Origin of the sequence: Nitrincola tibetensis (genome assembly GCF_003284585.1) — a bacterium.
Lineage (GTDB): Bacteria > Pseudomonadota > Gammaproteobacteria > Pseudomonadales > Balneatricaceae > Nitrincola > Nitrincola tibetensis.
Window position 1 is genome coordinate 324,518 of record NZ_QKRX01000004.1, and the last position, 12,267, is coordinate 336,784.

Here is a 12,267-nt window from a genome sequence, read left to right on the forward strand (position 1 = left end):
GTTTAGATCAAACCGAAGGGATGAATCACTTCAATGTCTGGAAAATGAGCGAGCACATCATCGGCTGACGCCCTCTCGAACAATAATTTGAGATTAGGCCCTGCATCCATGGTGAAATACACAGGCAAACCTTGCGCTCGCAGCTTCCAAACAGTCTGCATGGCCATCAAAGATTCAGGCTGCCAATAGACTAAGGGTGGCCATGATGCCATCATTGTCGCATGCATGGACATGGCATTATGCTCCGCTTTAGCACCGAGACCTTCAAAGTCATGCGCGCTTATGGCGTCTTTAATCGCCTGAATATCCATTGCTGCCTGTATCGGCCAACTCTGATACAAATGCGCTGTCTCTAACGTGCGTTGCATGCCACTTCGTGAGTCTGTTGCTTTCTCTCGTGCATCAACCTTAACTAGACCAATACACAAGCCTGACCAAGTTTCAGACAAGGGAGTGGCGTAACTATCTAAACCATCAGCTCGCTCACCCATCTGCCACTCAACAAATCCATCAAACAAAGAACGACACGCACTGCCGCTCCCTAAACGCGCCAACACAGATAACTGCTGAGCATCAAGATGTAGCTGAAAACTGTCATTCACCGCCAGGGCTAAAGCAGCAAAGCCTGAAGCGGAAGACGCTAACCCTGCTGCCGTTGGGATTGAGTTACGTGTTTCAACTTTGAAGTGAGTTGGCTTAGACTGTCTAAACAGATCCAAAAAAAGTGATACCCGCTTACTAAATGCCGAATCCTCGGATAAACACAAACCATTTAGCCACACCTCATCTTCGTCATGGTCGATAGGTGTTAAGCACGTATGGGTTCCCAAATGAGCCAGAGATACCGATAAGGAAGGATTGATAGGAAGGTTGAGCAGCTTATCCCGCTTACCCCAATACTTGCAGAGAGCTATATTACTGGGAGCAAACTTCTCTTCAGACTTAACTGGACTCACGCCTGCGTTTAACCAAGGTTTTACTATTTCATGTGGCGTCATCATTGCTACGTTTTAGCCTCCAATAACCTCTGTGCCTTGATTCGATATTTTCAGTGCAAAGGCTTGCTCACCCACGCTTTGCTGAGCCTGACCTAAAGCAATCACACAGTCGCCTAAACCTGAACCTGAAATTTTACACCCCAATACACCCGGCTGCATACGTAATTGATAGATCATCATCGACAGAGTCTGATCATTGACACCAAGCGCATCCATGAGTCCCTGATAGACGTTCATCAAGCTGCCTAGCCTCGGCCAATCCTGTTCAAGGATCGCTAAACGTGCCTGTTCTGTTGTCTGATTCATCAACTGATAGAGTGAATTAAGTAAAGCAGGCTGGCTCTGCCACTTTTTCTCAATCAAGCGGATGACGTCCGGGGTTTTCATTTTATAGCCAGAGTAAAATAAAGCGATATCTGGCTGACCACTTATCCCTTCCAAGGAGTAAGGCATATAACGATACGCCACGATACCGCCTTTTAAACTCGCCGCTAAATCAGTGCCTGAGCCGCGCCCACCTTGAACTGCATGAATAACGTCTAACCCTCGCTTAAACAGGGTGTCCACCCCTAACCGGGAGCCCGTAATTTCATTCAGAGCCACCATCATCGCCGCCGTGACCGCCGCAGACGAACCCAGCCCAACTTGATGAGAAAATTCTGCCCGTATTTTAATATCCAGGCCTTGGTAAAGTTCTGCATCCCATGCCTTGATCGAGGCTAACACAAAACTTAATCGAGCATCTTCCGCTAAACTATCGCGCGTTGATTGATATTGACCTAATGAAGAATCTATAGTCACCTGCTCATCATCACGCAGACGAACACCGATATAGACAAAGACATCCACAGCACAAGCCAAGGCAAGATGGCCATAAAGAACCGCATGCTCACCCATCAGCATTAAACTACCGGGTGCCGACACACAAACAGGAAAATCCTGAAACTCAGAACGGATAGGCGCCTTGATACTCAATCTCTAATTCTCCCCAAATATAGTGAGCGGGTAAGTCTAATTGATTGGGTGTGCCTTCAGGCAACCAAACCAGCAACAGTCCCGCATGAGGTCCACGAATACAACCAGCACCTGCAATTTTGGCAGCACCACCCGCTTGTTCTATCCGCCGAACCCATGACTGAATAACGCTGGGCACAACACCGATACGCTCTAATAACCGCTGATTTTGTTGTATGAGTGCAGGGATCTTGTCAGGTTGCGCTTCAATAAATGAATGAGTGACACCTGCAAACTCCTGCCAAATACTCGATTGGGCAAATGACTTACGGACCTGCTCAACGCACTCCCCCGTACTGCTCGAAGGTGCGCCAGTGTAAATCCAAAAACACCCTGACGGTAACCGCAAATGATCACAGCGGAGCACCTCTTGCTGTTGCAAGCGAATAATCCCGCCGTAAGAAACACTAGCTGCATCAATTAAACTGCCGCGGCCATGCTGAAGTCGCTCACAAAATCGAACCTGCTCAACAAACTCTGTCAAAGTTAACGACTGAGAGCCGAACAAACTCAATAAGCACGCAATAACAGAAGCTGATGAGCCCATACCAGACCCTAGCAATAAATCAGATGTTACATGCAAAGTCCCAGAAGCTCTTTCAATATCAGAACCAATTGATACGGCAAGTGTATAAAGCAATAATTGCGAGGGATGATCGAGGAGTTGCTGAACCGACAAATCCCCCTTTATAAACGCCTGATAACGTGCATCAAGCCTATGCTTCAATTGAATTAAATCGGCGATTGGAAAAGGGGGAAATGCGGCAGAGGCATGGGATATGTGCCCCTCCAGAAAACCTGAGGCATTTGGCTCAAATTCGGCACGGGTATGGCGACGAAGCGCCAGACTAACGGCAGGCGCCCCATAGACAACAGAGTGCTCACCACTCAGAATTAACTTACCGGGTGCCAATGCTGACATCATGAACTAACGTATTTAAATATGCCGCCTAACAGACGACATATTCTCGCTTATGTTGATGAATCGCGGCTAAGCGAAAGCGACCTAACGTGGCTTTCGGTATCTCAACAGACTCGCCTTGGCGAGGGTCAGGATAACGATACAAGGCTAGATACTCATCATAGTTAAGCTCTTGGCGTTGAGCCAACATATTCATATGGCGCTCAGTATGCAAGCAGGCCTGATACCCTTCTTGGATAGAGCCACTAAAAAACTCAGCGACGCACCCGGAACCATAACTAAAAAATCCAACTTTTTTACCCGCCAGATTTTCTTTCACGTTATCCAGAAGCGAACACAAACCAATGTAAATCGACGCTGTATAACTATTACCAATAATTTGATTATAGCGAAGCGTGGGTTGTATTTGTGCCTCAATCCCTTCAGCCGACAACTCAGATTGATTTGATTTCGCTAAGTGCTGATGCGCTTTTTGTGCCATCCGACTAAACGGCAAGTGGTAACAAAAATAACTAAAATCATTGAAGCCAATTCGACTGACCTCAGAAAAACTATCCCAGGTTTTTTTCAATGCTTTTAAATATATTTTTGTAGAGTACTTACCATCAACCAAGGCTGTGGAACGATAATTAGGCCGCCAAAAATCCATAACGTCATCGGTGTAATTACCGACTTCCGCATCAATCGCCATAATGCGTGGATTATGGCTAACCAACATGGCAACTGCACCACAGCCTTGCGTCGCCTCGCCTGGCGTATCAAGATCATAACGTGCGATATCCGACGCGATCACCAACACCTTAGTGGATGGCTGACGCGCAACCAAGGCACAAGCCATCTGCAATGCAGCCGTTGCACTGTAACAGGCCTGCTTCAATTCAACCACTCGACAATTTGCATTCAACCCTAATAAGCGGTGCACATAAATACCGGCAGCCTTGGATTGGTCAATACCTGTTTCTGTGGCCAACAATAGAGTTGAAATAGCGTTTGTCCCTATACGCTCGATCAAAGGTAAAGCGGCGTTTGCGGCCATCGTCACGATGTCTTCATCGTGCGTTGCCATTGCCATCTTCTCTTGACCGATACCGGTATAGTACTTCTCTGGGTCAGTTTGCTGCTTGGCAGCCAACGTCCTTAAATCAAGATAAAAATTGGACGTATAAAAACTGATTTCGTCTATACCCACTGACATATCTGCTAAAGTTCCTCAACGCTCTTCAACAATAAGCGCTTTGTTCCTGTACAGTGCTGAAAAATCTGACGTACCGAGCAGAAACATCGCCGTAACAAATTCACGCCGCAGTTTTTCGATTGCAGCTATGACCGCATCCGCTGATTCCATGGCAGGTTGTAATAATGGAGCTGCCACCCCGCAAAGCGAGGCGCCGAGTATAACAGATTTCGCCATATCAATCCCATCTCTTATACCGCCGCTAGCAATCAATGTGGCCTGATCCAAAAATGGCTCGGCCAATTTCAACGCTAAAGGCGTTGGCACCCCCCAATCCTGGAACTTCAAACCTAAATCAGATACGTCGGACTGACGACGATGGTGCTCAATGCGACTCCAAGATGTCCCCCCACTACCAGCAACATCAAAGTAACGAACTCCCGCCGCTAACCCTAAACGAATATCGGCTGGCGATAATCCTGAGCCCACTTCTTTTAAAATAATAGGCAGTGCTAAACTTTGCTGTAGTGATTGAATAGCAACAGAAAGGCCAGAAAAATTCGTATCCCCTTCAGGCTGAATAGCCTCTTGCAGGGGGTTCAAATGCAAATAAAGCGCATCGGCTTGCAAAACATCTAAAGCGCGCAGGACTTCTTCATAACCCACGCCGTAATTCAACTGCACCGCACCTATATTCGCAAACAAAGGAACGGAAGGTGCAAACTGGCGAAGTGAGAAGCTCTCTTTTGCGGCCTCAGATGAAAACATCACCCGCTGCGATCCAACGCCCATTGCAACCTGACAAGACTCTGCTGCAAGAGCGAGGTTTTTATTAATGTGTCTAACAAGCTCGTGATCCCCCCCCGTCATTGACGAGATCAACAAAGGGAAGCTAAGTCGTTTGCCTAAAAATTCCACACTGGGATCAATTTCAGCAAGAGACACTTCTGGCAACGCACGGTGTGTCAAACGAATTCGGTCGAAATAAGCGCCTTGACGATCCGTCTCCGGATCTTGCTCAATCACTCGAATATGTTCGATTTTCCGCTCGTTGGTTTGATCGCTCATGAGCGCTCCAATTTAATATGCGCTTCCATCAACTCACCAGGATTGGTTTGAGCTGATAACAATGACAACTCACCACACAAGACAACAGCACCACAGATTGCGGCTAAGCGTCGAGCATTTTCTCCAGGCTGTCGATCCGCCTTACAGCCAAGCCGAGTTAAGTTTTCTTCAACAAAATCGATCCCTTTACCATTGCCAACACTGCCAACGATGACATTGGGCAAGGTACATGAGAAGTATAAATCGCCCTGCCTGACCTCAGCATGAACAATGCCTTGCGATCCTTCAATGATATTGGCAGCGTCTTGCCCAGTTGCCAGATAAAACGCCAGCAACATATTGGCATAATGTGCATTAGCACTACGAATACCACCAGCAATTAGAGTACCAATTAGATTCTTTTTAATGTTTAAATCAACAACCTTCTCAGGTGTTGTATTTAAACGACGCTCACAGATATCCCGTGGAATGAGTATTTCACTCACGACATACTTCCCACGTCCAAGAATACCGTTTACGGCTGTCGCTTTTTTGTCGGAGCAATAATTGGCTGAAATAGATGAGTAACGCAGCTGAGGGTACTCGGTTAGAATCCAAGGTATCAGCTTATCTGCCGCATTCGTCACCATATTGTGACCGGAGGCATCGCCCGTGGTGAACTCTAGACGTAAATACATCAAGTTACCGACCACTTGGCTATGCATATCGATAAGCTTAGCAAAACGACTGCTTTTGGCCACCACTGCATTCAACTCTGGCTGGCGCTGCTTAATTGACACCAAGGCTTGATGAGCCGCCCATGCATCCTCTGCTTCGAGCAAAACTGAGCGTGTCATTCGCTCATCGATGACATTGGTCCGAATACCCTCAGTGAGCATAGAAACCCTTGCACCACGCCCCACCGAATGCCATAAGGGAACTTCGTAGGTTGCGAGCGGCACACTCACCTTTTCATTTAAGGTTTCACCCGTGATTTTAAGCGGGCCAACCCAGCGCATAGGAATAGGGGCTTGAAGTAGCTTGTGAGATTTCATAGGTTACTGAGTCAAAGAAACGACGAATTTTAGCGACCCCTTCGGGCTTATGCAATCATCGACTTAGGGTTAAAGATGCATTCATTGTAACAAAAAGGACCCGTCATGGGCCCTTTTTCAGTGTATTTGAGTACTGACGTTACTAATCTAGCAGGTTTCTACCTTTGCTCGCCGCAATACGCATACGCAGCGCGTTCAACTTGATAAACCCTTCAGCATCTTTTTGATTGTAAGATCCCGCATCGTCCTCGAACGTAGCAATGCTTTCATCAAAAAGACTATCAACTGAGCGACGTCCAACCACTGACACAGCCCCTTTGTACAACTTGATGCGAACATCACCGTTCACATGACGCTGACTGTAATCGATCATCTGCTGCATCATTTTGCGCTCTTCTGACCACCAGAAACCATTGTAGATCATCTCAGCATAACGCGGCATGAGCGCGTCTTTGAGGTGAGCCACTTCGCGATCCAAGGTAATCGACTCTATCGCACGATGCGCTTTCAGCATGATTGTTCCACCCGGTGTTTCATAACATCCGCGTGATTTCATACCCACAAAGCGGTTTTCAACGATATCTAAACGTCCAACACCGTTCGCACCACCGACCTTATTCAAGGTTTCAAGTACTGTTGCAGGGCTCATGGCTTCGCCATTAATCGCAACGATATCACCTTTAGCGTAAGTAAGCTCAAGATAGGTCGCTTGATCTGGCGCTTCTTCAGGACTAACACTCCAGCGCCACATATCATCTTCCGCCTCAGCCCAAGGCTCCTCTAACACACCACCTTCATAGGAAATGTGCAGAAGGTTCGCATCCATTGAGTAAGGTGATTTCTTTTTCTTGTTGCTGAAATCAACTGGGATGTTTCGCTCTTCGCAGTACTGCATGAGTTTTTCACGCGAGGTTAGATCCCACTCACGCCATGGTGCAATCACTTTAACACCTGGTTTTAGAGCATATGCTCCCAACTCAAAGCGTACTTGATCGTTACCCTTACCCGTTGCACCATGAGAAATCGCATCAGCGCCCGTCTCGTTCGCAATTTCAATCAGACGCTTTGCAATCAATGGGCGTGCGATTGAGGTTCCAAGCAAATACTCACCTTCATAGATGGTATTGGCACGGAACATTGGAAATACGTAGTCACGGACAAACTCTTCACGCAGGTCTTCGATGTAAATTTCGTTTACACCCAAGGCTTCAGCTTTTGCACGTGCTGGCTCAACTTCTTCGCCCTGCCCTATATCAGCCGTAAAGGTCACCACCTCACAGCCATAGGTATCTTGTAGCCAACGAACAATTACAGATGTATCCAGGCCGCCAGAATAGGCTAAAACGACCTTTTTAATATCGGACATATTTAATGTGCTCCAGATCACTGAAACCAGCCACTCACCGTGAGCAGCTGTAAGAAAGACGTAAAACATATTTACCAGAGTGTAACAGAAAGACTCCGTTTCTGCCTCTATTCACGCTCAAGTCGGATTGTCACACGGCGATTTCGCGTGCGGTTTGCTTCGGTATCATTATCGACAACAGGATAGCGGTCACCATGATAACGCATAATAATGATGTCTTCTGGCACTCCACGGCCAACCAGATATTCCGTCACCGCCTCGGCTCTGCGTCGAGACGTATCACGATTTAACAAGCGGCGCCCAACATTATCGGAATGGCCGTCAATAAAAATTTGCTGGACAGACGAGTCTGTTAAGACATATTGAATAATCTGATCCAATCGTTCAGTGGTCGCATCGGACAATCGAAACTGATCAGGTGGGAATAAAACAGCGGTTCTGGCAATCTGCCGATAATTAACGGGCAACAACTGAGTTAAGCAATCAAGATAGTCATCATAGGCGGGTGCAAAATTGACTGACGATATGCCCACTGTCACAGGTTCAGATGTCTGAAACCATTGCTGTGCACTGAACGTTGGAAACAAGCCGTTATGCAGCGCTGCCAGCATTCGGATAGCAGAATCACCTTGAACCACAACCTGCCCTTGGCTGACATTCAACTCAGTGATGGTTTGCGGCTGACGCCCGGGTTGCCAACTGGGCATTTCGGCCACTAGACGCACAGAGCCAGTTAACTGCTGGCGCTGGCTTGGGTTCAATCTGAACACCAGATTTTCGCCGGCTTCCTGCTCAAACACACCCTCACCAAAAGACGGAATACGCTGAGTCATCCGACACATAAATGGAGACATATCAATTTCCCAGGCAGCTGTTTCAATTGTTGGCCGAAATGCGACCGCTTGCACGATAACAGGCAAGATCAACAAAACAAGCAAGAAAAATCTGTACCAACACTTCATGAATCCAATACTGCCTTTCCACTATATGATTGAGTCTTTATCGGCAAAGACAATAGATTATTTAGATGACGTTTCGCTCAATAACACAGACTGATAGAATACACTCAATACACAAGCATAGATTAAGGATTTTTTTTGGCACAGTCATCTGTTAAAACCAATATGGCGGACCGCTTTCGCGGATACCTACCCGTCGTTATCGATGTTGAAACCGCTGGATTCAACGCGCAAACCGATGCGCTACTGGAAATAGCGGCTGTTACTCTGATCATGGACGAGCAGGGGTACTTGCACATAGACAGTACTTATAGCGCAAATGTAGTGCCTTTTGAAGGTGCAAATATCGAACAAGCAGCTCTAGCCTTTACAGGCATTGATCCTTGGTCACCTTTTCGTAACGCTATTGATGAAGCCGACGCTCTCGAAACACTCTTCAAGCCTATCCGAAAAGCGGTGAAATCGAATGGCTGCAAGCGAGCCATATTGGTTGGACACAATGCAACCTTTGATCACAACTTTTTATTCAAGGCCGCTGAGCGCTGCCAGCTTAAACGCAATCCTTTTCACCCCTTCTCCACATTCGACACTGCAACTCTAGCAGGGCTTGCTTGCGGTCAAACCGTACTCGCTAAAGCCTGTGAAGTGGCTGGAATCGATTTCGACAACAAAAAAGCCCATTCTGCTGTCTACGATACTGAAAAAACAGCCGAGCTGTTTTGCATGATTGTGAATCGCTGGAAGGATATGGGCGGCTGGGATCTTGTGCTAGACACTCGATAATCTGATGATAACCGTATGGCTGACCTTTAACTCACAGGTCAGCCACACTCATTCAGCTTAGGACTCAGCGCTTTCGGAAGCACCTGATGCGGCTGCAGCGGCCTTAACCATTTCGGCTAACTCACCCGTAGCGGCCAGTTCCGTAATAATGTCGCAACCACCAACTAACTCACCGTTGATCCATAACTGAGGAAAAGTCGGCCAGTTTGCATATTTTGGTAACTCACTACGAATATCAGGATGCTCAAGAATATTTACAAACGCGAATTTTTCTCCGCAAGCCATTAAGGCTTCAGTTGCACGGGATGAAAACCCACACTGAGGAAAACGAGGCGTTCCTTTCATGTATAAAAGGATAGAATTTGACTCGATCTGCTCTTTGATAACATCAACTACGCTCATTAAAGCACCTATAACACTATGGGGTTGTGAGTAACCATGGTCGATCCAAAGAGACCATGCTCGAAAGCAAACTTGAACCAAGCTCACTTAATTCTTGAGTAATTCTATCAGATACTCTTGCTTCCTTCTTTAACTATGATGTCAAAATTACAAGATTCAAGCATCAAAATATGATTTTTTCTCAGGCAATTGCCAAATGATCGTCCACACCCTAGAATACATGTCTTTTGGCAGCTAGGGCTGCCTTTTTGCGTTGTAGGGAGAAAAAACGAGATGACCATGCAACCCCTTATGAATACGTACAATCGCATGTCAGTAGCCTTTGATTATGGTCAGGGAGCATGGATTTATGACACTGATGGCCACAAATACCTTGACGCACTATGCGGAATAGCCGTCACAGGGCTTGGTCACGCGCATCCTGCAGTTACGAAAGCTATATCTGAGCAAGCAGGAAAGTTAATTCACTGCTCGAACCTTTATTCAATCCCTTTGCAGCAGGAACTGGCTGCAAAGCTCAGTTCTGTATCCGGCATGGATAATGTTTTTTTTGGAAACTCGGGTGCCGAAGCCAACGAAGCAGCAATTAAAATTGCCCGCCGTTACGGACACAACCGCGGTGTCGATAAGCCCGCGATCATCGTTATGGAAAATTCGTTTCATGGACGCACACTGGCCACTCTGAGCGCAACGGGTAACCGCGCCATTCAAGCTGGGTTTGAGCCTTTAGTGAGTGGGTTTGTGCGCGCCCCCTTTAACAACCTCGACGCGATTCGCCAAATTGCTTCAAACAATAACGATGTTGTCGCTATTTTGGTTGAGCCGATTCAAGGTGAAGGGGGCATTCACGTTCCTTCAAACGAGTATTTAGAGCAACTTCGTACCATATGCGACGAAAATGATTGGCTTCTGATGCTAGATGAAGTACAAACAGGCAATGGGCGTACGGGTAAGTATTTTGCTTACCAACATACGTCAATCATGCCAGATGTCGTCACGACGGCTAAAGGATTGGGCAATGGCTTCCCTATCGGGGCCTGCCTAGCACGCGGTGCAGCGGCTGAAGTGTTTGGTCCTGGTAATCATGGAACCACCTATGGCGGTAGCCCACTTGCATGTGCAACCGCTCTTGCTGTCGTGAATACCATTGTAGAAGATAAACTCTGTGAGCATGCAGCGTCACTCGGGCAGTACATACTCGATGGCTTTCATATCCAACTTGCAGATGCACCTTATGTAAAAGAAATACGCGGCAAAGGCCTAATGATAGGCATTGAGCTAACGGACGCAGGTACTGAGTTAGCCGTACTTGCCAAAGTGAAAGGAATCCTGCTAAACATAACAGGTGGCGGACGAGTTGTTCGTTTACTGCCGCCTTTGATCATGAGCCAGAACGAGGCCGACCTCATGATCCATACGGTTTCTAAACTCATTCGCATTTATGCGGGTGATGAGGCTGACGCCTAATTTTCAGAAACCCTCTGATAAAAACTGACCTCTGGAACCGGCAGCTACGCTGCCGGCTTAATTTATGAGTAAAAGACATTTTCTCACCTTACTTGATTTAACGCCTGCCGAGCTTAATCAGCTGATTCTTCGGGCGATTGAATTAAAACAAATGCGTAACGAAGGCGTGATTTATGAGCCTTTCAAAAACCGTGTTATGGCAATGATTTTTGAAAAGGCATCTACACGCACCCGTGTATCCTTTGAAACTGGCATGGCTCACTTTGGTGGTCATGCGATGTTCTTATCGCCTCGTGACACCCAATTAGGACGAGGCGAACCTGTAGAAGACAGCGCGCGTGTGATTTCATCCATGGTTGACATAGTGATGATTCGAACCTTCAGCCATGCGCTGGTGCAAACGTTCGCTGAATACTCGTCGGTACCCGTAATAAACGCCTTAACAGATGACTTCCATCCGTGCCAATTGCTTGCAGACATGCAAACGTTCCATGAGCACCGTGGCAGCATACAAGGCAAAACAGTTGCTTGGGTCGGTGATGGTAACAATATGTGCAACTCATATATCAACGCATCACGCCAATTTGACTTTAAACTCAACATTGCCTGCCCCGAGGGCTTTGAACCGAATGCTGATTTAGTTGCACAAAATGCTGATCGCATTACTCTGCTGGAAGCCCCTGAAGAGGCGGTTGACAGAGCAGACTTAGTTGTAACCGATGTTTGGGCTTCAATGGGTCAAGAAAGCGAGCAGCGTGAACGTATCCGTGAATTCAGAGGCTATCAGGTTACACCTCAGCTGATGGATCTTGCGAATAAAGAGGCTCTTTTTATGCATTGTCTGCCAGCTCACCGCGGTGAAGAAGTGAGCGCCGACATGATGGATGATAAGCGTTGCGTCGCGTTTCCTGAAGCAGAGAATAGACTGCATGCTCAGAAAGCTCTTATTGAGTTTTTGTTAAAGGACCTCATCTGATTGATTTAGATGCTAGAGCTTGAAGGGATCTATCGCTATACTTTGTCCGAATAGAGCAAGCTAATACCTTCTCTATTCGGTGTACAGCTTTCATTCATTCGCCG

At 46.9% G+C, this 12,267-nt stretch carries 12 protein-coding genes; 3 read left to right on the forward strand and 9 right to left on the reverse strand.

The genetic code is table 11. The features are described from left to right. Positions 1 to 2 precede the first annotated feature (2 nt). From mvaD to DN062_RS07855, 8 genes are all read right to left on the reverse strand, one after another. Positions 3 to 1,001, reverse strand: coding sequence for a diphosphomevalonate decarboxylase (gene mvaD / locus DN062_RS07820; protein WP_164498073.1), 999 nt, complete (start codon positions 999 to 1,001; stop codon positions 3 to 5). 9 nt (positions 1,002 to 1,010) lie between these two features. Next, entirely contained in the window at positions 1,011 to 1,973 is a 963-nt protein-coding gene (locus tag DN062_RS07825) for a mevalonate kinase family protein (RefSeq protein ID WP_239995734.1), read from the reverse strand. Next, a complete protein-coding gene (locus DN062_RS07830; RefSeq protein ID WP_112158764.1) occupies positions 1,945 to 2,937 on the reverse strand; it encodes a mevalonate kinase family protein in 993 nt (330 codons plus the stop codon). The genes DN062_RS07825 and DN062_RS07830 overlap by 29 nt, the downstream gene beginning before the upstream one ends. 25 nt (positions 2,938 to 2,962) lie before the next feature. Beyond that, positions 2,963 to 4,129, reverse strand: coding sequence for a hydroxymethylglutaryl-CoA synthase (locus DN062_RS07835; protein ID WP_112158765.1), 1,167 nt, complete (start codon positions 4,127 to 4,129; stop codon positions 2,963 to 2,965). A gap of 15 nt (positions 4,130 to 4,144) precedes the next feature. Beyond that, a complete protein-coding gene (gene fni, locus DN062_RS07840) occupies positions 4,145 to 5,176 on the reverse strand; it encodes a type 2 isopentenyl-diphosphate Delta-isomerase (protein ID WP_112158766.1) in 1,032 nt (343 codons plus the stop codon). Further along, complete coding sequence (locus tag DN062_RS07845; RefSeq protein ID WP_112158767.1) at positions 5,173 to 6,210, reverse strand: hydroxymethylglutaryl-CoA reductase; 1,038 nt, start codon at positions 6,208 to 6,210, stop codon at positions 5,173 to 5,175. The genes fni and DN062_RS07845 overlap by 4 nt, the downstream gene beginning before the upstream one ends. A gap of 142 nt (positions 6,211 to 6,352) precedes the next feature. Beyond that, positions 6,353 to 7,576 carry an argininosuccinate synthase gene (locus DN062_RS07850; protein WP_112158815.1) on the reverse strand — a complete coding sequence of 408 codons (1,224 nt, stop codon included), beginning with the start codon at positions 7,574 to 7,576 and terminating at the stop codon, positions 6,353 to 6,355. A 107-nt stretch (positions 7,577 to 7,683) separates the two neighbouring features. Then, complete coding sequence (locus DN062_RS07855; RefSeq protein ID WP_112158768.1) at positions 7,684 to 8,538, reverse strand: flagellar protein MotY; 855 nt, start codon at positions 8,536 to 8,538, stop codon at positions 7,684 to 7,686. A gap of 162 nt (positions 8,539 to 8,700) precedes the next feature. Between DN062_RS07855 and rnt the strand changes: the two genes are divergently transcribed. After that, positions 8,701 to 9,318 (forward strand): ribonuclease T, encoded by a 618-nt coding sequence (gene rnt, locus DN062_RS07860; protein ID WP_112158816.1) that lies wholly within the window; start codon positions 8,701 to 8,703, stop codon positions 9,316 to 9,318. Between the two features lie 57 nt (positions 9,319 to 9,375). Here rnt and grxD read toward each other — a convergent pair whose 3' ends face one another. Continuing rightward, the gene (grxD, locus tag DN062_RS07865; protein WP_112158769.1) at positions 9,376 to 9,720 is read right to left on the reverse strand and encodes a Grx4 family monothiol glutaredoxin; all 345 of its coding nucleotides are present in this window, start codon (positions 9,718 to 9,720) and stop codon (positions 9,376 to 9,378) included. A 273-nt stretch (positions 9,721 to 9,993) separates the two neighbouring features. On the opposite strand from grxD, the gene DN062_RS07870 reads away from it, so the two are divergent. Together DN062_RS07870 and argF are read left to right on the forward strand one after the other, a co-directional pair. Then, entirely contained in the window at positions 9,994 to 11,187 is a 1,194-nt protein-coding gene (locus DN062_RS07870) for an aspartate aminotransferase family protein (RefSeq protein ID WP_112158770.1), read from the forward strand. Between the two features lie 64 nt (positions 11,188 to 11,251). Continuing rightward, positions 11,252 to 12,163 carry an ornithine carbamoyltransferase gene (gene argF / locus DN062_RS07875; protein ID WP_112158771.1) on the forward strand — a complete coding sequence of 304 codons (912 nt, stop codon included), beginning with the start codon at positions 11,252 to 11,254 and terminating at the stop codon, positions 12,161 to 12,163. Positions 12,164 to 12,267 lie beyond the last annotated feature (104 nt).